The sequence below is a fragment of the Catenuloplanes niger genome (genome assembly GCF_031458255.1).
Lineage (GTDB): Bacteria > Actinomycetota > Actinomycetes > Mycobacteriales > Micromonosporaceae > Catenuloplanes > Catenuloplanes niger.
Window position 1 is genome coordinate 436,301 of the sequence record NZ_JAVDYC010000001.1, and the last position, 24,005, is coordinate 460,305.

Annotated in this window: 20 protein-coding genes; 10 read left to right on the forward strand and 10 right to left on the reverse strand. The window is 73.4% G+C overall.

Annotation, left to right across the window (positions count from 1 at the left end):
• The first annotated feature begins 14 nt into the window (after positions 1-14).
• Genes J2S44_RS01900 through J2S44_RS01915 form a run of 4 tightly spaced genes read left to right on the forward strand, consistent with a single transcriptional unit; the run spans position 15 to position 5,760 of the window.
• A complete protein-coding gene (locus J2S44_RS01900) occupies positions 15-2,813 on the forward strand; it encodes an MGH1-like glycoside hydrolase domain-containing protein (RefSeq protein WP_310408406.1) in 2,799 nt (932 codons plus the stop codon).
• Between the two features lie 18 nt (positions 2,814-2,831).
• The gene (locus J2S44_RS01905) at positions 2,832-4,070 is read left to right on the forward strand and encodes an ABC transporter substrate-binding protein (protein ID WP_310408409.1); all 1,239 of its coding nucleotides are present in this window, start codon (positions 2,832-2,834) and stop codon (positions 4,068-4,070) included.
• The gene (locus J2S44_RS01910) at positions 4,067-4,975 is read left to right on the forward strand and encodes a carbohydrate ABC transporter permease (protein ID WP_310408412.1); all 909 of its coding nucleotides are present in this window, start codon (positions 4,067-4,069) and stop codon (positions 4,973-4,975) included. The genes J2S44_RS01905 and J2S44_RS01910 overlap by 4 nt, the downstream gene beginning before the upstream one ends.
• Entirely contained in the window at positions 4,972-5,760 is a 789-nt protein-coding gene (locus J2S44_RS01915; RefSeq protein ID WP_310408414.1) for a carbohydrate ABC transporter permease, read from the forward strand. The genes J2S44_RS01910 and J2S44_RS01915 overlap by 4 nt, the downstream gene beginning before the upstream one ends.
• 285 nt (positions 5,761-6,045) lie before the next feature.
• On the opposite strand, the gene J2S44_RS01920 is transcribed toward J2S44_RS01915, so the two are convergent.
• The 3 genes from J2S44_RS01920 to J2S44_RS01930 form a co-directional block, all read right to left on the reverse strand.
• Complete coding sequence (locus J2S44_RS01920; RefSeq protein ID WP_310408417.1) at positions 6,046-6,870, reverse strand: PIG-L family deacetylase; 825 nt, start codon at positions 6,868-6,870, stop codon at positions 6,046-6,048.
• A 70-nt stretch (positions 6,871-6,940) separates the two neighbouring features.
• The gene (locus tag J2S44_RS01925) at positions 6,941-9,094 is read right to left on the reverse strand and encodes a carbohydrate-binding protein (RefSeq protein ID WP_310408418.1); all 2,154 of its coding nucleotides are present in this window, start codon (positions 9,092-9,094) and stop codon (positions 6,941-6,943) included.
• Between the two features lie 149 nt (positions 9,095-9,243).
• Positions 9,244-10,599, reverse strand: a complete 1,356-nt coding sequence (locus tag J2S44_RS01930; RefSeq protein ID WP_310408420.1) for an MFS transporter — start codon at positions 10,597-10,599, stop codon at positions 9,244-9,246.
• 19 nt (positions 10,600-10,618) lie between these two features.
• Between J2S44_RS01930 and J2S44_RS01935 the strand changes: the two genes are divergently transcribed.
• Positions 10,619-11,149, forward strand: a complete 531-nt coding sequence (locus tag J2S44_RS01935; RefSeq protein ID WP_310408423.1) for a GNAT family N-acetyltransferase — start codon at positions 10,619-10,621, stop codon at positions 11,147-11,149.
• Positions 11,150-11,224: 75 nt separating this feature from the next.
• On the opposite strand, the gene J2S44_RS01940 is transcribed toward J2S44_RS01935, so the two are convergent.
• Positions 11,225-12,193, reverse strand: coding sequence for a quinone oxidoreductase family protein (locus J2S44_RS01940; protein ID WP_310408424.1), 969 nt, complete (start codon positions 12,191-12,193; stop codon positions 11,225-11,227).
• A gap of 185 nt (positions 12,194-12,378) precedes the next feature.
• On the opposite strand from J2S44_RS01940, the gene sigJ reads away from it, so the two are divergent.
• The 3 genes from sigJ to J2S44_RS01955 all read left to right on the forward strand — a co-directional run bounded on the left by sigJ (position 12,379) and on the right by J2S44_RS01955 (position 15,607).
• Positions 12,379-13,293 (forward strand): RNA polymerase sigma factor SigJ, encoded by a 915-nt coding sequence (sigJ, locus tag J2S44_RS01945; protein ID WP_310408427.1) that lies wholly within the window; start codon positions 12,379-12,381, stop codon positions 13,291-13,293.
• A gap of 88 nt (positions 13,294-13,381) precedes the next feature.
• Entirely contained in the window at positions 13,382-14,554 is a 1,173-nt protein-coding gene (locus J2S44_RS01950; RefSeq protein ID WP_310408430.1) for an NAD(P)/FAD-dependent oxidoreductase, read from the forward strand.
• A 168-nt stretch (positions 14,555-14,722) separates the two neighbouring features.
• Positions 14,723-15,607, forward strand: coding sequence for a cobalamin-binding protein (locus tag J2S44_RS01955; protein WP_310408431.1), 885 nt, complete (start codon positions 14,723-14,725; stop codon positions 15,605-15,607).
• On the opposite strand, the gene J2S44_RS01960 is transcribed toward J2S44_RS01955, so the two are convergent.
• Genes J2S44_RS01960 through J2S44_RS01975 form a run of 4 tightly spaced genes read right to left on the reverse strand, consistent with a single transcriptional unit; the run spans position 15,591 to position 18,799 of the window.
• Positions 15,591-16,598, reverse strand: coding sequence for a hypothetical protein (locus tag J2S44_RS01960; RefSeq protein WP_310408434.1), 1,008 nt, complete (start codon positions 16,596-16,598; stop codon positions 15,591-15,593). The genes J2S44_RS01955 and J2S44_RS01960 overlap by 17 nt on opposite strands.
• On the reverse strand, positions 16,595-16,912 hold the full coding sequence (locus J2S44_RS01965; RefSeq protein WP_310429444.1) for a PadR family transcriptional regulator: 318 nt from the start codon (positions 16,910-16,912) through the stop codon (positions 16,595-16,597). Before J2S44_RS01965 ends, J2S44_RS01960 begins: the two co-directional genes overlap by 4 nt.
• A 49-nt stretch (positions 16,913-16,961) precedes the next feature.
• Positions 16,962-17,618 carry a response regulator gene (locus J2S44_RS01970; RefSeq protein ID WP_310408435.1) on the reverse strand — a complete coding sequence of 219 codons (657 nt, stop codon included), beginning with the start codon at positions 17,616-17,618 and terminating at the stop codon, positions 16,962-16,964.
• A complete protein-coding gene (locus tag J2S44_RS01975; RefSeq protein WP_310408438.1) occupies positions 17,615-18,799 on the reverse strand; it encodes a sensor histidine kinase in 1,185 nt (394 codons plus the stop codon). Before J2S44_RS01975 ends, J2S44_RS01970 begins: the two co-directional genes overlap by 4 nt.
• Positions 18,800-18,979: 180 nt before the next feature.
• Here J2S44_RS01975 and J2S44_RS01980 point away from each other — a divergent pair, with 180 nt between their 5' ends.
• Both J2S44_RS01980 and J2S44_RS01985 read left to right on the forward strand, forming a co-directional pair.
• On the forward strand, positions 18,980-19,711 hold the full coding sequence (locus J2S44_RS01980) for an ABC transporter ATP-binding protein (RefSeq protein ID WP_310429446.1): 732 nt from the start codon (positions 18,980-18,982) through the stop codon (positions 19,709-19,711).
• Complete coding sequence (locus J2S44_RS01985; protein ID WP_310408441.1) at positions 19,708-22,275, forward strand: FtsX-like permease family protein; 2,568 nt, start codon at positions 19,708-19,710, stop codon at positions 22,273-22,275. Before J2S44_RS01980 ends, J2S44_RS01985 begins: the two co-directional genes overlap by 4 nt.
• Positions 22,276-22,460: 185 nt before the next feature.
• On the opposite strand, the gene J2S44_RS01990 is transcribed toward J2S44_RS01985, so the two are convergent.
• Positions 22,461-22,805, reverse strand: coding sequence for a hypothetical protein (locus tag J2S44_RS01990; RefSeq protein ID WP_310408444.1), 345 nt, complete (start codon positions 22,803-22,805; stop codon positions 22,461-22,463).
• A gap of 295 nt (positions 22,806-23,100) precedes the next feature.
• Complete coding sequence (locus tag J2S44_RS01995; protein ID WP_310408445.1) at positions 23,101-23,466, reverse strand: hypothetical protein; 366 nt, start codon at positions 23,464-23,466, stop codon at positions 23,101-23,103.
• Between the last annotated feature and the right edge of the window lie 539 nt (positions 23,467-24,005).

Sequence of the window (24,005 nt, forward strand, 5' to 3'; positions counted from 1 at the left end):
CCGGAGATGACGCGATGCGGAAAGCGTTGAGCGCCGTACTCGTCCTCGCACTCCTCACCCTGCCGGCCCCGCCGGCCCGAGCAGCACAGACCATCGGCTACCCGACGTTCTCCGGTGGCCCGGTCCCGGCGGCGCCGGCCGCGCTGAGCACCGGCAGCACCATGCAGGCGATCTATGACGCGGAGGCCGGCGGCACCGACTTCTGGATGGACCGGCTGCTGTCCCGGTCCGGCAACGACCCGGCCGGCACGTGGCTGATGAGCCGCGGGCGGGCGCTGTTCATGAAGACGCACACGCCGGGAACGCTCGGCTTCGGCGGGCAGGTGGCGTACTGGGAGAGCATCAGCGACCAGCCCGCGTTCACGGTGACCGCGAGCCCGGGGACGTTCACCGAGCAGGTCGCGCAGCGCTGGCAGGCGCCGAGTCACTGGAGGTCCGTCCACACCGCCGGGACCGTGCGGATCCAGCAGACGAAGTTCATCACGCAGCAGAACGTGGCGGTGGCGAACCTGGCGATCACGAACGGCGGGACCGCTCCCGCGACGGTGAGCCTGCGCGTCACGTCGCCCTACGCGACGACCGGTTCCGGCAGCGAACTGACCGGTCAGCGGGCCGTGCGGAACAACCTGACCACGCTCTACCCGCGGCTGTCCGCGGACGGGTTCACGGTCTCCGGCGGCGGGCTGAACCGCGGCGTCACGGTCGCGGCCGGGGCGACGGTGACGACCAAGGTGGTGATGGGCTTCGTCACGACCGAGATCCCGGAGTCGTCGACCGAGTACCAGGCCTATCGCGGGTACGCCCCGGAGGTGGCCTTCGGCACGCACGTGCGCGCGTACAACCGCTGGTGGGCGCAGAACATCCCGTACCTGGACGTGCCCGAGCCGGCGATCAAGAAGAACCTGTACTACCGCTGGTGGTTGATGCGCTTCAACCACCTGGACGCGGACATCCCGGGGCAGGACTTCCAGTTCCCGGTGTCGGTGGAGGGCGCGCTCGGCTACAACAACGCGATCGTGCTCACCCAGCCCATGCACATCGACGACCTGAAGTACCTGCGCGATCCGGTCCACTCGTACGGTCCGTGGGTGTCGGTGGGCCAGGTGTCGAAGGGCGGCCGGTTCGTGGACAACCCGGGCGACCCGGAGAACTGGTCGAACTCGTACACGCAGTACATCTCCGAGGCGGCCTGGCGGGCGTACCAGATCCACGGTGGACAGCCGGCGATCGCGGCGCAGCTGGCCCGCTACGCCGAGGGTGACGTGAAGGGGCAGCTGTCGTTCTACGACCACGACGGCAACGGCCTGATCGAGTACGACTGGGGCGCGCTGACCGGCAACGACGCGGACGCGGTGTCGTTCCACTGGCGGGACGGGTGGCTCGACCGGGCGGAGTCCGCGTACGTCTACAGCAACGCGCTCGCGGCCGCGCAGGCCTATCGCACCGCGGGCGACACCGCGAAGGCCGCCGAGATGCAGGCGATCGCGGACCGGGTGCGGACCGCGATCGTGAGCGTGCTGTGGAACCCGTCCCGGCAGCTGATCGAGCACCGGCACGTGGCCACGAACGCGCACGTGCCGTGGAAGGAAATCAACAACTACTACCCGTTCGCGGTCGGCGCGATGCCGAACACCGACGCGTACAAGCAGGCCCTGCGCCTCTACGCGGACCCGGCCGAGTACCCGATCTTCCCGTTCTTCACCGCGAACCAGCGGGACAAGGCGGCAGCGGCGGCGGCCGGGCAGCCGGGCAGCAACAACTTCTCCACGATCAACTCGACCGTGCAGTTCCGGCTCTACTCCTCGGTGCTGCGCAACTACCCGAACCAGTGGATGACGGCCGAGGACTACAAGAAGCTGCTCTACTGGAACGCCTGGGCGCAGTACATCGGCGGCAACACGGCCTGGCCGGACGCGAACGAGTTCTGGGCGAACTGGAACGCGTCGACCCGCACGATCGACTACCGGTCCTGGATCCACCACAACATCCTCGGCAGCAGCAACTGGACGATGATCGAGGACGTGATGGGGCTGCGGCCGCGCAACGACGCGCAGGTCGAGCTGTCCCCGATCGGCATCGGCTGGTCGCACTTCGCGGCCAACCACCTGCGCTACCGCAACGCGGACCTGTCGATCGTCTGGGACGACCCGGCCGACGGCGTGACGCGCTACGCCGGCTTCCCGGAGGGCTACTCCGTCTACCTCAACGGCACGCGCGCGTTCACGGTGGACCGGCTGACCCGGGTGGTCTACGACCCGGCGACCGGCGCGGTGTCGCTGCCGAACGGCGGGGCGGTCACGTACCGCGCCGCGGTCCCGGGCGTGCAGGCGCCGGCGCAGGTCACCCAGGACAGCCCACGGATGGTGGACGTCTTCGCGAAGTCCGGGACGAACCTGTCCGAGGCCAACATCCTCCGCAACGCCACCACCGGCGCGTCCTACACCGCGTCCGGCACCGGCACCGGCGCCGCGGTCGACGGCTATCCGATCAACGAGCCGCTCTGGGGCACGTACGGGTCACCGAACGCCACGGACTGGCTGGAGGCCGGCCTCGGCAGCGCGCGGGCCGTCGACGAGGTGCGCGTCTACTTCCGCGACGACCGGGCCGCCAACCGGTACCGGCCGCCGGCGTCGTACACCGTCCAGTACTGGAACGGCTCGGCGTGGGTGACCGTGGCCTCGCAGGCGTCCCCCCGGGCGAACTACAACGTGGTCCGGTTCGGCGCGGTGACCGCGCAGCGGTTCCGGATCCAGGTGACGCACGCGCCCGGCTTCAGGACCGGAATAACGGAGTTGCAGGCTTATACCCCTTAGGAGAACTCGGTGATGTCGATGAGGAGATGGCTGGGCGCGGTGCTGACCGCCGGCCTGGCGGGCTGCGGCGGTGGCGCGGCGGTCGCGGACGGCCCGGTGACCGTCACGCTGTGGACGCGCGCCGCGACCGAGACCGTGTCCAAGGCGTACGCGGCCGCGTACAACGCCACGCACGAGGACACGGTCGAGGTCACCGCGTACCCGAACGAGGAGTACCCGGCGAAGCTCGCCTCCGCGGCCGGCGCGCGGGCGCTGCCCGACCTCTTCGCGGCGGACGTGGTGTTCGCACCGCAGTACGCGGCCCAGGGTCTCTGGCTCGACATCACCGAGAAGTTCACCGCCCTCCCGGTGGCCGGCGAGGTCGCGCCCGCGCACGTCCGGAACGGCACCTGGGAGGGCCGCAACTACGCGGTCCCGCACACGATCGACATGTCCGTGCTGCTCTACAACAAGAACCTCTACCGGCAGGCGGGCCTCGATCCGGAGAAGCCGCCGACGTCGCTGACCGAGTTCGCCGCGCACGCGCGCACGATCGACAAGCTCGGCGGCGACGTCAACGGCACCTACTTCGGCGGCAACTGCGGCGGCTGCAACGTCTTCACGCTGTGGCCGTCCGTCTGGGCCGCCGGCGGCGACATCATGAATGACGACGGTACGGCCAGCACGATCGACGACCCGGCGATGGCCGGCGTGTTCGCGCTCTACCGGCAACTGTACGAGGAGGGCGTGGCCGCGCCCGCGTCCAAGGACGAGGCCGGCCCGACCTGGCTCGGCGCGCTGCAGAGCGGCACGATCGGCATCGCGCCGGCGCCCAGCGTGTGGCTCGGCATCATCGAGGAGAAGACCGACTTCGAGCTGGGCGTGGCGCCGATCAGCGGGCTGGACGGCGGTGAGTCCACGTTCGTCGGCGGCGACGCGATCGGCATCGGCGCCACCTCGGCGAAGGCGGACGCGGCGTGGGACTTCCTGTCCTGGACGCTCGGCGACGAGGCACAGGTCGAGGTGGTGGCGAAGGGCAAGGGCGTGCCGGTCCGCACCGACCTGGCCGCCAACCGGTACGCCGCGGCCGACCCGCGCGTGGTCACCATCAACTCGCTGCTGGCGAACGGGCGGACGCCGTACGCGAAGAACTTCAACGCGACCTACAACGACCCGCAGAGCCCGTGGATCGCCACGTTCCGCGGCGCGTTGTTCGGCGACGCGAGCACCGCGCTGACCGACGGCGCGGCCGCCCTGACCGCGTCGCTCGCCAAGTGACGTCGGTGCTGTCCCGCCCGGCCGCGGTGGTGCGTCCCACCGCGGCCGGGCGGCGCAATCCACGCCGCCGCCGGCACGCGCTGACCGGCATGCTGTACGCGGCGCCCACCGCGTTCATGGTCGGCGCGTTCTTCGTCGTACCGCTCGGGCTCGTCGCCTACATGTCCCTGCACCGCTGGCCGCTGCTCGGCCTGCCCACGCTCAACGCCCCGGCGAACTACACCGGCCTCGCCGACGACCGGCTGCTGCGCGACGCCGCCGGGTTCACGCTCACGTACACCGTGATCATCACGGTGCTGCTGTTCGCGTCCTCGCTGGGCATGGCGCTGCTGGTGCAGCGGCGGCGGCGCGGCACCGGCTTCCTCCGGACCGTGTTCTTCCTGCCGGCCGCGGTCGGCTTCGCCAGCGCGTCGCTGCTGTTCCTCGGCCTGCTCAGCGCGGAGATCGGCCCGTTCGGCGGCGTGATCAGCGTCAGCGACAGCGGCGGCACCGCGCTCGGCGCCGCGATCCTGCTGGTGCTGTGGCGGTTCGCCGGGTTCAACATGCTCATCCTGCTCACCGGGCTGCAGGCCGTGCCCACCGAGGTGTACGAGGCCGCGCGGCTCGACGGCGCGAACCGGTGGCAGACGTTCACCTCGATCACGCTGCCGCTGATGCGGTCGACGATCGCACTGGTCCTGACGCTGATCGTGACCGGCTCGCTGCTCGCGTTCGACCAGTTCTGGATCCTCACCCGCGGCGGGCCGGACAACTCCACCACGTCGCTGGTGATGGTCGTCTACCGCAAGGCGTTCATCGAGCTGGACCTGGGCTCGGCCGCGGCCGTCTCGGTGGCGCTGCTCGCCGTGCTCGTCGTCGTGTCGCTCGCGCAGCTGGCCGTCCTTCGCACCCGGAGTGCCCCGTGAAGCTTCTGCATCCCGTGACCGGCGGCGCGCTCGCCATCCTCTTCCTGTTCCCGCTGCTGTGGAGCGGGTACGCCTCCGTCCGTACCGCCGACGGTTTCGGGTTGGAGAACTATGCCCGGCTGTTCACCGACGACAGCGGGATCCGGCTCTACCACGTGGTGAACAGCCTGACCGTGGCGCTGCTGACGGTCGGCGGCACGCTGCTGGTGGCCACGCTCGGCGGGTACGCGTTCGGCCGGTTCAGCTTCCCCGGCCGGGACGCGCTGTTCCTGGTCACGCTGGCGATCCTGATGGTCCCGTACGCCACCGTCCTGATCGCGCTCTACGTGCTGCTCGGCTGGATCGGCCTGGAGGACTCGCTGGTCGGGCTGAGCCTCGTCCTGATCATGTTCCAGCTGCCGTTCGCGATCTTCATGATGCGCAACTCGTTCGCCGCGATCCCACCCGAACTGGAGGAGTCCGCCCAGGTCGACGGCGCGTCCAGCGTCGGCGTGCTGACCCGGGTGCTGCTGCCCGCGGTCCGGCCCGGCCTGGTCACGGTCGCGCTGTTCGCGTTCCTGTCGTCGTGGTCGGAGTTCTTCGCCCCGCTGATCCTGCTCAACTCCACCGACCGTTTCACGCTCACGCTCGCGGTCGTCAACATGCGCACCGCCACGTTCGGCGCCATCGACTACGCCGCGCTGGAGGCCGGCGTCACCCTGATGGCGCTCCCCTGCCTGCTGCTCTTCGTCCTCCTGCAACGCAGCTACGTCCGCGGCTTCATGTCCGGCGCCCTCCGCGGCTGACGCGGCAGGGCTGACCGAGGTGCTGGAGGCCGCGGTCGGATCGGATGACGTGCGCGCGCCGCCGTCCCGGAGAACCGCTGCCGCGCGCTGCTCGCCTCGGTGCTGCTCGGTCGCGGTGAGACGGCCGAGGCGGCCGCGTTGATCCGCCGCGTGCCGGCCACCGGTGACGACCTCGTCCGCCCGTTCGCCGAACGCCTCGCGGCGCGATGCCACCGGCCCGGAGCGGGCCGGTGGCACCGCACGGCCACCGGCCCGTGGTGAGGCCGGCACCGTGCGGCCACCGGCCTACCGCAGGCCGGCGAAGAGGTCGGTCTCCGGCAGCGGGGCGCCGGTGGAGTCCTGGACGCGGATGAACGACTCGGTGCCCATCATCTCGCCGAACGTCTCCCGGCCCAGGCCGATGAAGAACGCGCCGTCGCCCTGGCTGGCGTGGGCGGACAGCGCGTCGAACTTCTGCGCGGCGACCTCCGTCGTGTCCACCCGGGTGGTGATGTCCTCGTCCGGCACGCCCATCGGGGGCGCGTCGGCCGGGAAGTCCTCCGGCGTGAAGAGACCGGCCGCGATCATCCGCTCGGCCATGTCGTCCATGGCGGACCGGGGCGTGACGCTCCAGTAGACCTTCGTGACGTCACCGGCCAGCGCGACCGCGGCCATCGTCACCCGGTGCGCCTGGATGTGGTCCGGGTGACCGTAGCCACCGTTCTCGTCGTAGGTGACCACGACGTCCGGCCGGTACCGCCGGATCAGCTCGGCCAGCCGGGCGGCCGCCTCGTCCACCGGCGTGGACCAGAACGCGCCGGGCGCGTCGTTGCTCGGCCAGCCCATCATGCCGGAGTCGTGGTAGCCGAGCGTCTCCAGGTGGGTGACCTTGAGGATGCCGCAGCTGGCCTCCAGCTCACCGCGGCGGATCGCGACGACCTGCTCGGGGTCGTGCCCGGCCCCGCCCGGCTTGGCACCGCCGGGCCCGTCGCCGCAGCGGCCGTCGGTGCAGGTCACGACGATCGTGGTCACGCCCTCGGCCGCGTACCGGGCGAGCACACCACCGGTGCTCGTCACCTCGTCGTCCGGGTGCGCGTGGACGGTCATCAGGGTCAGCGGGCGATTGTTCACCGGCCCAGCCTACGGCGGGGCCGCCCGGTTCGCGGCCGACGAGGCCAGGAACACAACCGCCCGGTGGAGATCACTCGGCACGCACGGCGTCGATCGTGACGGTGCCGCGGCCGCCGTACCAGAAGCCCATCGCGAGCTGCTGCGGGCGGGCTCGGTCGATGCCGTTCGCGGCCATCGGGATCCGGATGTCCCGGTACTCCGTGGTGATCTCGGGACGGCCGCCGCCGTCCAGGACGAAGTCGCCGAAGACCCGGGTGGCGCCGCCGAGGCTCAGGTGGAAGTGCGACTGCTCGCCGCCCTGCGCGCCCCTGATCCGTACCACCAGGTGGGTCTTTCCCGTCAGGTCCTGGTCGATGTCGCTGCCGAACCAGCCGCAGTTGTCGTAGCTCAGCGCGAGCGCACCGCCGGTGACCACGCCGGCGCCGCCACCGTTGCGGAAGCAGTTGCCACCGGTCCACCCGCCGAGGTCGTTCCGGGCGTCCGCGGGGTAGGCGGGTGCGCCGTCGAAGTCGTCCAGCGTCACCGCACCGGCCGGTGCGGACGGCATGCCGGGCGCCGGCGGCGCGGACGGCGGGGTCTGGGCCGGGGGCGTCGGAGCCGGGGGCGTGGTCTGGGCCGGGGGTGTGGGGGTGCCGCCGCCTCCGGTGCTCGCGCCGACGCCGAGGTCGCCGAGGCCGAGCCAGCCGTCGCCGCCCTGGGTGGCGTTGCCGAAGCGGAGCTTCTTCGCCGCCGGGCTGATCGCCTCCAGCGGGTTACGCACCCGCATGACCAGCTGATAGTCCCCGGCCGGTACGCCGCCGAGGTCGATGCCGTGCTGGAAGTACTGCGGGTGGCCGTAGTCGAGGTAGTCCGCGCCCGCGTTCCAGTCCGGGAACGCGCGGACCTTCAGCGGCATGACCGTGCGCAGGTCCCAGGACGTGTCCCAGGTCTTGACGACACCGCCGGCCGCGTTCTTCAGGCCGAGCGTGACCGTCCACGGATAGTAGAACGGTGCCACGCCGCGGTTGGAGATCGTGACACCGACCGTGGCCGTGCCGGCGGCGTCGTCCGGGAGGTACGCGTGCGTGGCCGTCAGGTCGTACCCCATCAGCCGGACCGCCGCCGCCACCTTCGGATCCGACGCGGCGTACCCCTGGCTGCCCTGGTTGATCTTCCAGGTGGTGTGCTCCAGCTCGATGCAGGCCCGCATGTCGTCGACCTGACCGGCGCCGCCGGGCCAGGCGTCGAACGCGCTGCCCTGGATCTCCGGCCGCACCTCACCACCCATCGAACTGCTGATCCACTTGTTCTCCACACCGCGGTCCAGCGCGCGCTGCAACTGCGCGTAGTCGCTGCCGCCCATCGACCGGGGCAGCGTGACGCCCGCGGCCGGTGAACCCTCGCGGTAGCAGAACGAGTCGTCGTGGTAGCCGACGTCCCGGCCGTCCGCAGCGCCACCGGCCGACTCCGGGTAGCGGATCTCCAGCTTGGTGACGTCGAAGGCGTCGTCGAACGCGGCCACGATCCGCGCGCCGCTGGCGTCCGACGGCATCAGGTCCGGGTGTCCGTCGGCGGTGTCCGCGTCGAACGGCCAGGTGTGCCACTCACCCCAGAGCCCGACCAGGCCCAGGTTGATGAAGCCGATCCGCGGGTCGCCGTCGTACCGGGCACCGAACGCGGCGACGAAGGCGGTGACCGCGTCCAGCAGGTACGGGCTGTCGTAGTCCGGCGAGACCGTGCCCCACCGGGTGTTGTCCCGGTAGGCGACGTGCCCGTCGAAGCAGCGCGGGATCGCGTTCGCCGGGTGGCTGCCGGTGCCGCCCGGGTACTCCATGTAGAACCGGATCGCGGCCTGGTTGCCGTACGACGCCATCTCGGTCAGCGCCCGGTCGACCACCGACCAGTCGTACGCGGCACAGTCGTTCGCGCCGGTCATCACCTCGGACAGTCCGAAGTAGCTCCACGACAGCGACCGCGGATAGCCGGTGTTCTGGTCCTCGCCGGGCACGTAGAACCGGGCGAAGCCCTTGAGCGGATTGTCCAGCGGGCTCGGCGCCGCGGTCAGCGCGTGCGCGGTCAGCGACGGATCCGGGGCGGCCGGCGCCGCGGGCCGCACCGGCACGCCGGACAGCGCCGGCTCGGCCGCGACGGTGCGGGGGAACAGCTCGGCGGCCGCGCTGTGCGCGGCGAACGACGCGGCGAGAACGACGATCGTGCAGAGCGCGATGACGCGGACGTGGCGCATGGATGATCTTTAACATGACCGGCGCGCCACCGGCGCCGCCCTTCCGCACGTCACCGGGTAAACCCTCACGAACGACCACCGCACCGACGCCGGCCCGGTCGCCTGCCGTCAGCGCCGATGACGGACCTCTACGCCGGCGCCGAGACCGGTCAGCACGGTCGTGCTCCCGGTGCCGCCCGGTCCGGCTTCGGTGCGGTGCCGCCCGGCCCGGGTTCGTGGTGCCCACCCTCGGATCCCGCGGCGAGCGCGGCGCGCGGCCCGGAGACCCGCGCCGGCGGACGAATCGCGGGAACGACGATCAGGAGCAGCAGGGCGCCGACCAGCGGTACGGTGGCCAGCACCAGCCAGGGGACGACCGGGCCGGCCGAGTCCAGCAGCGCGCCGGTCACCGTGCTGCCGGCCAGCACCGCGAGGCCGCCCGCGGCGGAGAGCACGCCGAGGTGGGCGCCGAGGCGCCGCTCGCCGGCCAGCCGGGCCGCGGTGTCCCGGGCGACCGGGGACGCCAGCATCTGACCGGCCGTGAGCAGCACCACCATGGCGAGCGCGGACCACGCGCCCGGCAGCACCGGCACCACCGCGAACGCGACCGCCATCAGCGCGAAGCCGGAGGCGAGCGCGGCACGGGGGCCGAGCAGGCGGCGGGCGTGGCGGGCCACGGTCAGCTGCCCGGCGATCATCAGTACCGAGGCGAGCGCGAACAGCCAGCCCAGCGCCCAGGCCGCGCCCTCGGCCCGCAGTTCCAGCGGCAGTGCCAGGTAGAGCTGGTGGTAGGCGAACAGTCCGGCGCTGTTCGCGGCCGCGAACGCCAGGAACCGGCGGTTGCCGGCCACCTCGCGCAGCCCGGCCGGGACCGGCTCGTCCGCGTGCGCCCCGGGTTCGGCCGGCAGCAGCCGCACGTGCACGGCCAGGATCAGCGCGAACACGGCCGCGGCGGCCAGGCAGACCGCGGGGAAGCCGGCCGGGAGCAGCAGCACGCCGAGCAGCGGGCCGGTGACCGCGCCGACCTCGCCGGCGGCGGAGAACATCGCGAACAGCTCGGTGCGCCGCAGCGTGCCGGCCGCCTCGAGGCGCGCGCCCTCGCGGGCGAGCGCGGACTCCACGGCCGGGGAGAACAGCGCGGCAGCCACACCGACCAGCACCGTGCCGGCCAGCACGGTGGCGAGGTCGTGGGCGAGCGCGAGGACGAGGAAACCCGCGATCCGGACCGTGCAGCCGGCCAGCACCACCGGGCGGGCGCCGTACCGGTCGGCGAGCACACCGCCGAGCGGGAACAGGCCCTGCTGGCTGAACGTGCGCAGGCCGAGGACCAGTCCGACGACCGCCGCGGCCAGGCCGAGGCCGGCGCCGAGGTGGTCGGCGAGGAACGGCAGCACCAGGTAGAAGCCGACGTTGAAGGCGAGCTGGGTGAACACCAGTAGGCGCGGTACGGCCGGCAGCCGGGCGAGCTCGGTGAGGATCAGGAAGCGGTCGAGCACGGCCTCACCCTTGTTGCCACAACTTTGCAAGTAGCCAAGAATAGCGATCATGCTCGCCACGTACACGCTGCGCACCGCGGAGACCGCGGACGTGCCCGGCGCACGCCGCGTCATGCTCGACACGCTCTACCGCGACATGCGCAGCGGTTACGTGCCGCGCTGGCACGGCGACGTCATCGACATCTCCGGCGCCTACCTGGCACCGCCGCGGCACACGCTGCTGGTGGCGACCGCGCCGGACGGCGAGGTGGTGGCGACCGGCGGCGTCCGCTCGCACGGCCCGTCCGCACCGGACCGGCTGGCCGAGCGGTACCCGGCCGGGATCACCGCGCAGCTCTGCCGGATCTACGTCGACCCGGCCCACCGCCGCCGGGGCCTGGCCCGGGCGATGGTGGACCGGATGCTCGCGTTCATCGCGGCCGACGGCGGCTACACCGCCGCCTACCTGCACACCGACCCGATCTCGCCGGGTGCCGAGGCGTTCTGGACCGCGCACGCCCGCCTGGTCCACGACGAGCGGCCCACGCCGCACGGCCCCGGCACCGTCCACTTCGAACTGGAGATCCCCGCGCGGCCGTGAGCCACCGGCGCGGTCCGGCACCGCCTCGATCGCGGCGGGTGCGCGGGCCTCAGGCGACGAGCGGGTGCGCGGGGCTCAGGGGACGAGCAGGACGCGGCCGAAGGCGGCGCGGCTCTCGATGTAGCGGTGCGCCTCGGCCGCGTCGGCGAGCGGGAACTCGCGGTCGATCACGACCGTCAGCTCGCCCGCGGCGACGCGCGCGATCAGCTTCTCGATGACCGCGCGGATCCGGGCCCGGTCGCGCTGCATGCCGCCCGCCAGGTAGACGCCGTGCAGGGACGCGTTCTTCCCCATCAGCGGCCGGATCTGCGGCGTGTGCCCGTCCCGGCCGGCCTCGCCGATCCAGGTGATCCGCCCCCGGTACGCGAGCGCCTCGATGCTGCCCTCCAGCGTGCGCCCGCCGACCGGGTCGATCACCACGTCGACGCCGCGGCCGTCGGTGATCTCCTTGACCCGCGCCACCACGTCCGTGTCCCGGTAGTTGATCGCGTGGTCCAGGCCGAGCTCGGTCAGCCGGGCCAGCTTCTCGTCGCTGGACGCGGTGCCGATCACGGTGGCACCGGCGGCCTTGGCCAGCTGCACCGCCGCGACGCCGACGCCACTCGCCGCGGCCTGCACCAGCACGGTCTCCCCGGCCCGGAGCCGGCCGAACTCGAACAGGCACTCGTCCGCGGTGGCGAACTCGACCAGGATGCCGGCCGCGACCCGCGGGTCCATGTCGTCCGGCACCGGGTAGACGTTGTAGTCCTTCACCACGGCCAGCTCCGCGTGCGAGCCGGCGGCCATGAACGCGACCACCCGCTGCCCCTCGCGCAGCCCGGTGACGCCCTCGCCGAGCGTGGCGATCGTGCCGGCCGCCTGGTAGCCGACGATGTGCGGCGCGGCCTGCACCGGCGCGAACTGCCGGAACAGGACGTCACCGCCCTGCACGCCGACGGCCTCGACCCGCAGCAGCACCTCGCCGGCGCCGGCCACCGGATCCGGCACGTCCTCGTACCGCAGGACCTCCGGGCCGCCGTTCTGGTAGTACACCGCTGCCTTCATCGCCACTCCTCAGCCGATCAGTTTCAGATGCCAACTATCCGCGTACCCACCGTCCGTTGCCCGGCACTGTGGGCCGCGACACGCACCCGTTCGCCCGGCCACGCTCTCCGGGCACGCCGCAGGACGCGTGGCCGGCCGAGGGCGGCGATCGCCGTGCGGGAGCCGACGCCGTACGCTGACTCGCGATGACGCTCGGAGCCGGCGAGGTGGAGCTGTTCGCGCGTCTCCGGGGGCGCCTGGAGGCGATCGCGTACCGGATGCTGGGCTCGGCCGGGGACGCCGAGGACGCGGTGCAGGACACGTTCCTGCGCTGGCAGGCGGCGGACCGGCAGCACATCGCGACGCCGGAGGCGTGGCTGACGAAGGTGCTCACGAACGTGTGCCTCAACCAGCTCACCTCGGCGCGGGCGCGGCGCGAGACCTACGTCGGGCAGTGGCTGCCGGAGCCGGTGCCGGCCGGCGACCGGATGCTCGGCCCGGCCGAGACCGCGGAGCAGCGGGAGTCCGTGTCGATCGCGGTGCTCACGCTGCTGGAACGGCTCTCGCCGAACGAACGCGCGGTCTACGTGCTGCGGGAGGCGTTCGGCTACCCGCACGCGGAGATCGCCGGGATGCTCGGGCTGACCGAGGCGAACTGCCAGCAGATCCACCACCGCGCCCGCCGGCACGTCGCCTCCGGCCCGGCCCGGATCACGGTCGACGCGGCCGCCGCCGAGCGGATCGCCGAGAACTTCCTGCGGGCCGCGGTCAGCGGCGAGATCGAGCCGCTGGTCCGGTTGCTGACCGACGACGCGGTGAACGTCGCGGACGGCGGCGGCCACGTGCCGGCCCGCAGCACGCCGATCGTGGGTGCGCTCGCGATCGCCCGGTTCCTGCGGTCCGCGTTCCGGCCGGGGGCCGGGCGACGCCTGGTCGGCACGGAGTACGCGCTGCACCCCGCGGTCGTCCACGGTGGACCGGCGGTGGTCGCGGTGGCCGGTGACCGGGTGATCGGCGTGGCCGCGCTGGACGTGACGGTGGACGGCATCGCCGCGATCCACGTCCAGGCGAGCCCGGACAAGCTGGAGCGGTTCACCCGGTGGTGGCTCGCGCGGGAGTGAGCGGGGCCACAGCCGGTTCCTGTCAGGGATCGGGTGGCCGTCCGGTTCAGGAGGCGAGCGCACACCACCTCCAGACGGGAGCCGCATCATGAAACACCGCATCGTGGTCCTCGGTGCCGGATACGCCGGCGTCCACGCCGCCGGCCGTCTCGCCCGCCGCCTGCACCCGGACGACCTCTCCATCACGCTGGTCAACGACGCGGAGGACTTCGTCGAGCGGGTCCGCCTGCACCAGCTCGCGGCCGGTCAGCGGCTGCGCGGCCGGCCGCTGCGGGACGTCCTCGCGGGCACGCGTGTGACGCCGGTGACCGCGCGGGTCACCGCGATCGACCCGGACGCCGGCACCGTGACCCTCGCCGGGCACCACGACCTGCGCTTCGACACGCTGGTGTACGCGCTGGGCAGCACCGGCGGCGACGGCGGCGTGCCGGGCGTGGCCGAGCACGCGTTCGGGGTCGCCGGCCGGCCCGCCGCGCTCCGGCTGCGGGACCGGCTGCGCACGCTCGGCCCGGGGGCGGCCGTGCTGGTCGTCGGCGGCGGCCTGACCGGCATCGAGGCGGTCACCGAGATCGCCGAGTCCTGGCCGGACCTGCGGGTCGCGCTCGTGGCGCGCGGCCGGGCCGGCGACCGGCTCGGCGACCGCGCGCGGGCCCACCTGCACCGCGCGCTCGCCCGGCTCGGCGTGACCGTGCACGAGCACACCGCGGTGACCCGGGTCGGCGCGGACGGTGTGCACACCGGTGCCGGCCACCTGCCGGCCGCGGTGACGGTGTGGACGGCCGGTTTCGCGGCGCACCCGATCGCGGCCGCGTCCACACTGGAGGTCACCGACGGCCGGATCGTCGTGGACGGCACCATGCGGTCGGTCTCGCACCCGGCCGTCTACGCGGTCGGTGACGCCGCGATCGCGGGCGGCGCGGACGGCGTACCGCTGCGGATGGCGTGCGCCGCCGGCATCCCGATGGCCTGGCAGGCCGCGGACGCGATCGCGGCGCGACTGACCGGCACCCGGGTGGTGCAGCGCCCGATCCGGTTCTACGCGCAGTGCATCAGCCTGGGCCGCCGTGACGGCATCATCCAGTTCGTCGACGCGCACGACCGGGCCACCCCGACGGTGCTGCTCGGCGCCCCGGCCGCACGCGTGAAGGAGTTCGTCTGCGCGGGCGCGGCCTGGAGCGTCGCCCACCCCACCCTGCCGGCGCCGGTCCGCCGCCGCCACGTCACCACGGAGCCGGCCGCCCCGGCGCCCGCCACCCGATAGCGGGACCACCGTCCGGGGACGGCTTATTGCACACCTTTTGCATTTGCTGCATGATGACCTCAGGCGTGAGCCACGGGAGAGGCGAGCGCGCGGAGGGGGTGGCCCGGCAGCCGCGATGATCCAGCGTGCCGGGTCATGCCCCCGATCGTGCCGGGGCATGATGGGGCGATGCGAATCGTGTCGCTGCTGCCCTCGGCCACCGAGATCGTCTACGCGCTCGGGCTGGGTGACGCGCTGGTGGGCGTCACGTTCGAGTGTGACGAGCCGCCGGCCGCACGGGCCGAGAAGACCGTGGTGGTGGGCGGCCGGGACACCCGGGGCATGACGCCCGCCGAGATCGACCGGTACGTCAAGGGCCGGATCGCCGCCGGCGACGACCTCTACACGCTGCATGCGGACGCGCTGGCCGGGCTGGCCCCGGATCTGATCCTCACGCAGGACCTGTGCCGGGTGTGCGCGCTGCCCTCCGGGCACGTCGAGGACGCGCTGGATCACCTGGGCTGCCGGGCCGACGTGCTGTCGCTGGATCCGTACACGCTGGACGAGGTGCTGGAGACGTTCCTGGCCGTGGGTGCGCGGGCGGGCGTGCCCGAGCGGGCGGCGGCGCTGGTGGCGGCGTGCGAGCGGCGGCTGGCCGCGGTGGCGGCGCGCACCGCCGGGCGGCCACGACCGCGTGTGACGGTCGTCGAGTGGGTGGATCCGCCGTTCGGTGCGGGGCACTGGGTGCCGGACCTGATCCGGGCGGCCGGCGGCGAGCCGGTCGCGGCCCGGGGCGGCGAACGGTCGGTGCAGACCTCGTGGGCGGAGCTGGCCGCGCCCGGCCCGGAGGTCGTGCTGGTCACGCCGTGCGGTTTCCACCTGCACGGCGCGGCGGAGCAGGCCGCCCGGGTGGCGCCGCACTTCCCGGACGCGCGGGTGTGGGCGATCGACGGCGACGGCCTGGTGGTGCGGCCCGGACCGCGGCTGGTCGACGGCGTGGAGGCGATCGCGGCGATCCTGCACCCGGACGCGGTGCCGCGCCCGGGTGCCGGCTCGATCAGGCGGGTGGTGTGACCGCGAGCGGCCGGTCCCGCCGGGCCGCGGCCGTGATCACGGCCGTGACCAGCAGGAAAGCGGCGGCGATCACCAGCTGGAACCCGTCGAACGGGTCGAACGTGCCCCACAGCGGGCGCGGCTCGTGCAGCAGTACCGGGTCCGGGAGCGCGAACCGGACGCCGTCGACCCAGACCGTGGCCGCGGGGAGCGCCGTCGCGACCAGGGTCGTGGTGGCGCACAGCGTGCCGGCCACCCGCCAGGCGGGATCGGCGCGGCGCAACCGGTAGCCCGTCCAGGCGGCGAACAGCCAGACCGCGACGGCCGCGAGCAGGGCACCGGCCGCGCCGCCGGCGTGCACGGTCCACGGCCAGGCGGGCCGGATCGACACCCCGGCGTACGGGATTCCGGACTCGTCCGGCCGGTCCACGGCGTAGTGCAGCAGCACGCCGTCGCGTTCCGCGACGAACGCGGTCCGGTGCGTGTCGCGGCCGGGGCCGTACCGTCCGGTCCGGATCGGGCCGACGTCCCAGCCCTCGGCCGCGACCCGGGTGGCGGCGGCCCGCGCGTCCACCGAGATCAGTGCCCGGGTGGCCTCGTCGACGATCGGGTAGGACTCCCGCACGCCGCGGTAGTCGCCGTTCGACACGCTCGTCCCGGCCGGGAGTGCCGTGCCGAACGCGCGACCGGCGAGCCGCAGGACCTCCGCGTCGTCCGGCGTCGTGGGCCGGCCGGCCTGCCAGCCGGCCCACGCACCGCCGGCCGCACCGATCCCGCCGGCGAGGAGCGCGGCCACGACCGCGACCGCCAGCATCGCGCGGCCGGCCGGCAGCCGGAAGCGCTGCCGCAGTCCGCCGCGGACGAGGTCGAGCACCTCCGCGCGGTCCGGGCGCTCCTGGCCCGGCCGGGCCGCGTCCATCAACGTCGTGATGAGTTCCAGGCCGTGGCGACGGCGGTAGTCCCGCGGGTACGCCCGGAGCAGTGCCCGGTAGCGGGTCTCGAGTGCGGTCATGCGACGGCCGGCCGGGTGCCGAGCCTGGTGACGGCGGCGTCCGCGTGCCGCCGGAGCCGGGCCGCCTCGGTGGCGAGCGCGGACGCGCCCGGGGCCGCCAGCCGGTAGTAGCGGCGCAGCCGGCCGTCGACCGCCTCCTCCCGGTCGACCTCGATCAGCCCCTGCTCGGTGAGCCGGTCGAGTGCGCCGTAGAGCGTGCCGGTCCGTAGCGTGACGCTGCCCTGGGAGAGCGTGCTGACCTCCTGCATCACGCCGTAGCCGTGCAACGGCCCGGACGCGAGCGCGGTGAGGATCAGGAACGTGGGTTCCTGCATGGATGCCATGCCGGGACACTACCGTCACCGGCATATGCCGTCAAACGTACTATCGTGGTCCCGGGGGCACCAGGCGCCGTTCCCACGCCCACGCCGCGATCTCCACCCGGTTGCGTGCGCCGAGCTTCGCCTGCACGCTGCTCAGGTGCGTCTTGACCGTGCCGATCGAGATGAACAGCTCGGCCGCGATCTCCGCGTTCGTGCGGCCCTGCGCGGTCAGCCGCACCACGTCCAGCTCGCGCGGTGACAGGTCGCCCAGGTCCTGGCGGGCCGGCGCGGGCGGCGTCAGGTGCTCCAGCAGCCGGACCGTGATCGACGGGCTGATCAGCGCGTCGCCGGACGCGGCCGCGCGCACCGCCTCGACCAGCAGCGCCGGACCGGAGTCCTTGAGCAGGAAGCCGCAGGCGCCGTTGCGCAGCGCCGCGTGCACGTACTCGTCCAGGTCGAACGTGGTCACCACGACCACGTTCACCGGGTCCGCGACGCCCGGCCCGGCCAGCCGGCGCAGCGCCTCCAGGCCGTCCATCTTCGGCATGCGGATGTCCATCAGCGCCACGTCCGGCCGCAGCCGCGTCGCCAGCTCGACCGCCTGGAGACCGTCCGCGGCCTCGCCGACCAGCTCCATGTCCGGCTGCGCGCCGATGATCATGCCGAATCCGGTACGGACCATCGCCTGATCGTCCGCGACCAGCACCCTGATCGTCACTGTCGCTCCTCACCCGCCGCGATCGGAAGTGCCGCGTCGACCACCCATCCTCCGTTGATCCCCGGCCCGGCGCGCAACCACCCGCCGACGGACGCGACCCGCTCCCCCAGACCGTCCAGGCCGTAGCCCCGGCGGTCGGTCGCGCGCGGCGCCGCGGTGCCGTCGTTGGTCACCCGGACGAACAACCAGTCGGGGGTACGCCGCAGCCGCACATCGGCCCGGGTCGGCGCGATCGCGTGCCGGCGGACGTTGGTCAGCGCCTCCATCACCACCCGGTACGCGGACGTGCTCACGTCCACCGGCAACCCGTCCAGCGGACCCTCGACGTAGAGCCGGGCCTGCGCGCCGCCGGCCGCGGAGAACTGCTCCAGCAGCGGATGCAGGTCCCCGACGCCGGCCAGCGGGGCGAGCGGGGCGGCCGCGTCCGCGCCGCGCAGCACGCCGACCATCCGCCGCATCGCGGACATCGTCTCCGCGCCGGCCTTCTCGATCTGGTCCAGCGCGGTGATCACCCGCTGCGGGTCCTGCTCCGCGATGAACCGCGCGCCCTGCGCCTGCACCACGATGCCGGTCACGTGATGGGCGATGAAGTCGTGCAGGTCCCGGGCGAACTCGGCGCGCTGCTCCGCCCGTACCGTCGCGATCTGCCGTTCCCGTTGCCCGGCGGTGAACCGGGTCCAGACGCCGACCGCGGCCACGCCGCCACCGATCATCACCAGCAGCATGCCGAAGACGACCATCTCGATGCCGAAGCCGATCCGCTGCGGCTCCAACAGCAGCGCGAACAGCACCGCCATGCCCGCGGGCCAGGCGACCACCGGGCGGCCGTAGCGCGCCACCACGTAGAGCACCAGCAGCAGCGACACGGACTCGGCGAGTCCCCACGTGCCGCTGGTGTCGCCACCACCGACCAGGGCCAGCGTGCCGATCGTCGCCACCACCGACGCAATCGACAGGCCGATCGCGAGCACCGGCACCAGCTGACCGCCCTGGCGGTAGCGCCGGCCCCAGATCAGCCCGCCGGCGCCGGCCACCACCAGCGACGGCAGCAGTATCACCAGATAGGTGCCGTCCGCCTGGGCCGTGGCGATGAACAGGTCGAGCAGGACCGTCAGCCCGAAACCCGCGAGCAGTACGCCGCGCCGGTAGCCCAGGCGCCCACGCTTCCGTCCAGAGATCATCATCGTCTCCCCAGCGTAGTCGCGGTGCGGTGCGGCCCGGTTCTGCCGAACGACGGGGCCGGCCATCTGACTTTCGGCGGAGGCACGCCGGTTGATCTCCGGTCGGCGGGTGGATGTGACCGGCCGGGCGGTCCCGGCAGTCTGTGTCAGCTCTCGTTTCCGACCGAAGGGACTTCGACGATGATGCTCGCCTGCGAGGCACGTGACCTGGTGAAGGTCTACGGCCGCGGCGACACCGCGGTGCGTGCGCTGGACGGGGTGACGGTGGGGTTCCCCCGCGCCGAGTTCACCGCGATCATGGGCCCGTCCGGTTCCGGGAAGTCGACGCTGATGCACTGCCTGGCCGGCCTCGACCGGGCCACCAGCGGCGCCGTGATGCTCGGCGACGTGGACCTCACCCGCCAACCCGACAAGATCCTCACCAAGGTACGCCGGGAACGGATCGGATTCGTCTTCCAAGCCTTCAACCTGCTCCCCCAACTCACCGCCGCCCAGAACATCACCCTCCCCCTCGACCTGTCCGGCACCACACCCGACCCGGCACTGTTCGGCCGCCTCGTCGACGTCCTCGGCCTCCGCGACCGCCTCCGCCACCGCCCCAGCGAACTCTCCGGCGGCCAGCAACAACGCGTCGCACTCGCCCGCGCCCTCGTCTCCCGCCCCGAAGCCGTCTTCGCCGACGAACCCACCGGCAACCTCGACTCCCGCACCGGCACCGAAGTCCTCTCCTTCCTCCGCAACGCCGTCCGCGAATACGGCCAAACCGTCGTCATGGTCACCCACGACCCCATCGCCGCCTCCTACGCCGACCGCGTCGTCATGCTCGCCGACGGCCGCATCTCCGGCGAGATCCTGCACCCCACCCGCGAATCCGTCACCGACGCCCTCCACCACCTGGCCGGCGCCCGATGACCGTCCTGCGCACCCAACTCGCCGGCCTCACCCGCCGCCCCGCCCGCCTCCTCCTCACCGGCCTCGCACTGATCGTCGCCGCCACCGTCGTCTTCGGCACCGTCCTAGCCCAACGCATCACCCACCACACCATCCTGGACACCTTCAGCGGCACGTCCGCCGCCGCGGACCTGGTCGTCGGCAACGACGCCTCGGCCACCTCGGAGGCACTGGCGATCGTCCGGCGGACCGCGGGCGTCGAATCGGCGACCGCCCGCAACAGCGCCTACTACACCGTTCCGTCGGTGCCCGGCGGCTACCTGGTGGTCACCGGCGACCCGGGGACCGGGCCGCTGTCCGAGGTGACGCTGACGTCCGGGACGTACCCGTCGGCGGAGAACCAGATCGCGGTCACCACGCGCACCGCCGAGCGGATGGGTCTCACGGTCGGCCGGACCGTGATCGTCCGGCTCGGCCCGGACGAGCCGGAGCGCACGCTCACCGTCACCGGTCTCGTGTCACCGCTGCGCGGTGAGGGCTTCTCCGGCACCGCGTTCACCACCGACACTCTGGTCAGCGCGATGAGCACGGCCGACGCGCCGACCTACGAGGAGTCCGGCATCGGCCGCATCGAGGTGCACCTCGCGGCCGGCGCCACCCCGGAGGCGGTCACCCAGGACCTGACCCGCACGCTGCCGGAGGTCGTCGACCCGCGGGGGGACGGCGTCGCCAAGAGGCCGCTCGACGTCCGGAACGGCGCCGCGCTGCGCGAGGAGGAGGCGCTCGCCGCGGCCTCCTCGATGAACGAGCTGTTCTTCCTGGTCGGCATCTTCGTCGCGATCGCCGCCGCCGCGGCCGCGCTGGTCGCCACGTCCACGTTCCGGATCGTGTTCGCGCAGCGGATGAAGCAGCTCGCACTGCTCCGCGCGGTCGGTGCCGGACGCGGGGCGCTGACCCGGGCGCTGATCGTCGAGGGCGCGCTCACCGGCGCGGTCGCGGGCGTCACCGGCGTCCTCGTCGCGTACGCGCTCGGCCTCGCCGCCGGCCCGGCCGCCCGCGTCTTCCTGGACACCCCGCTCGCCGCGCCGGGCCTGCCGATCGTGCCCGCGCTCCTGGTCGTCGCCGGCACCACGGTCGTCGCGATCATCGCGGTCCTCTCCCCCGCGGTCACCGCGGCGCGCGTCTCGCCGCTGGAGGCGCTGCGCTCCGCGGCCGTCACCGGCGCCAGCGCACGGCTCGGCGTCGTCCGCTGGATCTTCGGACTGCTGCTCACCGCCGCGTCGCTCGCGCTGGTCGGGCTCGCCGTGTCCAGCCTCCCCGAGCCGAACATGCCGAACGAGTCCGGCGAGACCGTCATGCTCGCCACCGTCGCCGGCGGCACGCTCGGCTTCTTCGCGCTGATCGTGCTCGGGCCGGCGATCCTCCGCCCGGTGCTGTGGCTGGTCGGCCAGCCACTGCGCGCGCTCGGCCCGACCGGCCGGCTCGCGATCGGCGGCGTCGGCGGCGCACCCAAGCGGGCCGCCGCGGTCAGCGTGGTCGTGGCGCTCGCGGTCACGATGATCGCCGGTGCGCTGGTCGCGCTCTCCACCGCCCGCGCCGCCATGGACCAGGAACTGGCCCTGATGGCCCCGGCCGACCTGCAGATCTCCGCGGAGGCCGGCCAGGCGATGCCGCCCGGCGCGGTGGAGGCGGCGCGCGCCCACCCGGAACTGCGCAACGTCGTCCCGTACCGGCTCACCGAGGCCGACATCCCGGTCGAGGGCGAGGACCGGGACGACCCGACCGCGCGCCACCCGGTGCTCGACCTGTCCCTGACCGCGCTGCGCACCAGCGAGGACATCCGGGTCACCGAGGGTACGCTGGACGCGATCGGCCCCGGCAAGATCATCGCGCTGGACTACCTCGGGGACTTCACCGCGCTCGGCATCGGCGAGACCGCCACGATCACCCGCGAGGGCAAGAGTGTCACCGGCACCGTCGTCGCCACCGTGGCCGGACTCCCGATGGACGCGTGGGCGGTGCTCGACCCGGCCGACATGACCACGCTCGGCCTCGCACCGGCACCGACCGGCCTGCTGGCCGACGCGGCCGACGACCGGACCGCGGCATACCAGGCCGCCCAGACGCTCGTCCCCGGCGGCGGCGTGGGCGTGCTCGCCGACCAGCGCGACGACTACGAGGAACAGCTGCTGGTGATCACCGCCGCGGCACTCGGCCTGGTCGGCATGACCGTCTCGGTCGCGGTCGTCGGCGTCGGCACCACCACCGCGCTGTCCGTGGTGGAACGGCTCCGCGAGGCCGGCCTGCTCCGCGCCGTGGGCATGTCCCGCGGCCGGCTGCGCGCCACCCTGCTGATCGAGGCATCGCTGTACGGCGTGGTCGGCTCGCTGCTCGGCCTGGCGCTGGCCGTACCGTTCGCGTCGCTGATGCTCGGCGGCATCGGACTGGACGGACCGGTCGCGCTGCCCTGGGGCCAGCTGGCGCTGGTCGTCCTGGTCCTGGGCGTGCTGACCGCGGCCTCCGGCGTCCTCCCGGCCCGCCGCGCCTCCCGCGTCGCACCGACCGCGGCGCTGGCGATGGACTGAGATCCCCTCCGCGGGGACCGTCGGATCGGTTCTCTACCGCTCCCGCGGATCGGTTCGCTACCGCTCCCGCGGATCGGTTCTCTACCGCGTAGCGGTCTCCCGCGGATCGGGTTCTCTGCGAGGCCCGGCGGTTCGGTTCTGCTCTCCTGCGAAGGGCCCGGCGGTTCGCCGGGCCCTTCGCAGGGTCAGCGTGGCGGCCGCATCCGCGTCATCGGGACGCCGGCCGCCCGGCAGGCGTTCTCCGCACCCGTCAGCAGGACCGCGCCGCGCATCCCGTCGATCGGCCGCGCCGGATCCTCCTTCCGGTAGCCGAGCTGGAACACCTCGCCGATCCGGGCGAGGCTCTCGTGGCCGGAGGCGGCCAGCTGGTCCGCCAGTTCCCGCGCCTCGGCCTCGGAGACCTCGGGCCGGCCGCCGGCCACGAACTCCGTGATGAACTCGTCGATCCGGTGACAGGCCAGCACGCCGGGATCCTCGCGGGTGGCGACGTACCCGGCGGTGCCGGCGGCGGCCAGGACCGCCACGGTCACGGCCACCACCGCCGCGACGACGACGGGCCGCCGTCGCCGGGACGCGGCCGGTTCGGCGACGGTCGGGACAGGTTCGCTGGGTGTGGTGATGACCGCGCTCCTCAGTTCGATGTCGTCATGTCGACGCCCGCCACCAGGCACGCCGGACGGCGGGCGGTGCGGGCTCGGGGGTGGGCGGGTCAACCGGGGGCATGCGTCTCTCCTCGGTCGACGCATTATTCAGTGATCTTGGAGCGGTCGTACAGCGTGTTTTGATCTCCATCACCGCGGGCCGCTCGCCGGTCCTCCCGTCCCTCTACCGAGGAGGGTCGAACGAAACCCAGACCCAGGTGTCGCCGCAGGCCCGGTACGTCGCCTCGATGAGCGCCCGAGCCGCGGCCGGCCCCTGGACCTGAGCCGCGGCGTCGGCGTCGACCGGCCCCGTCACGATGCTGAGCGGGTCCGTCCCGCCGTAGGCGACCTCGACCGCGACCAGATAGTCCCGCCCGACGGCGGCGAGGACGGCGTTGTTCGCGGCGGCCAGATCCTCCGCGATGATCACCGTACGGAGCGGGGTGAGATTCGGCCGCCCGGACTCGGCGATCTCCTTGACCTCCACACAGCCGTCCGCGGCCTTCTCGTCCGCGAAGAGCACGAACACGCCCGCCGCGACATTGATCACGAGACCCACCGCCACGGCGACGACCACCCACGGATTCCGCCACGGACTGGGCCTCGGCTGACCGGGATTGGTCGGCACGAAATAGCCCCGCGGCACCTCCGGCGGCGCCATCGGCCCACCCGGCGCCCCGAACGCGGGCGCTCCCGGCGGCGGCACATACGGCGCAACCCCGGACGACGGCGCATGCGGGGCCACGCCAGACGGCGGCGTGTGCGGCACCACGCCGGACGACGGCGCATGCGCGGCCGCACCAGACGGCGGCATGTCCGACACCACACCGGACGACGTATCCGACGCGGCACCGGCCGACGGCGCATGGGAGGCCACGCCAGGCGGCGCCGGGTGCGGGGCAACGCCAGGCGGCGCCGTGTCCGGCGCGACACCGGACCGCAGCGCCTCCCCGGACGACGGCGTATGCGGCACCGGACCGGCCAAGGCGGCATCCGACGCCGCGCCGGGCTGCGATCCGGGCGACGCGGGACTCGACGGCACACCGCCGGAGGGCGCAACGGCAGCGTCGCCGGTCGCCGGGGGCGGCG

Coding starts and splice junctions, on each gene's coding strand:
- J2S44_RS01900 (WP_310408406.1), top strand. CDS start 15: ATGCGGAAAGCGTTGAGCGCCGTACTCGTCCTCGCACTCCTCACCCTG.
- J2S44_RS01905 (WP_310408409.1), top strand. CDS start 2,832: ATGAGGAGATGGCTGGGCGCGGTGCTGACCGCCGGCCTGGCGGGCTGC.
- J2S44_RS01925 (WP_310408418.1), bottom strand. CDS start 9,094: ATGCGCCACGTCCGCGTCATCGCGCTCTGCACGATCGTCGTTCTCGCC.
- J2S44_RS01935 (WP_310408423.1), top strand. CDS start 10,619: ATGCTCGCCACGTACACGCTGCGCACCGCGGAGACCGCGGACGTGCCC.
- J2S44_RS01940 (WP_310408424.1), bottom strand. CDS start 12,193: ATGAAGGCAGCGGTGTACTACCAGAACGGCGGCCCGGAGGTCCTGCGG.
- sigJ (WP_310408427.1), top strand. CDS start 12,379: ATGACGCTCGGAGCCGGCGAGGTGGAGCTGTTCGCGCGTCTCCGGGGG.
- J2S44_RS01950 (WP_310408430.1), top strand. CDS start 13,382: ATGAAACACCGCATCGTGGTCCTCGGTGCCGGATACGCCGGCGTCCAC.
- J2S44_RS01955 (WP_310408431.1), top strand. CDS start 14,723: ATGCGAATCGTGTCGCTGCTGCCCTCGGCCACCGAGATCGTCTACGCG.
- J2S44_RS01960 (WP_310408434.1), bottom strand. CDS start 16,598: ATGACCGCACTCGAGACCCGCTACCGGGCACTGCTCCGGGCGTACCCG.
- J2S44_RS01965 (WP_310429444.1), bottom strand. CDS start 16,912: ATGCAGGAACCCACGTTCCTGATCCTCACCGCGCTCGCGTCCGGGCCG.
- J2S44_RS01975 (WP_310408438.1), bottom strand. CDS start 18,799: ATGATCTCTGGACGGAAGCGTGGGCGCCTGGGCTACCGGCGCGGCGTA.
- J2S44_RS01980 (WP_310429446.1), top strand. CDS start 18,980: ATGATGCTCGCCTGCGAGGCACGTGACCTGGTGAAGGTCTACGGCCGC.
- J2S44_RS01985 (WP_310408441.1), top strand. CDS start 19,708: ATGACCGTCCTGCGCACCCAACTCGCCGGCCTCACCCGCCGCCCCGCC.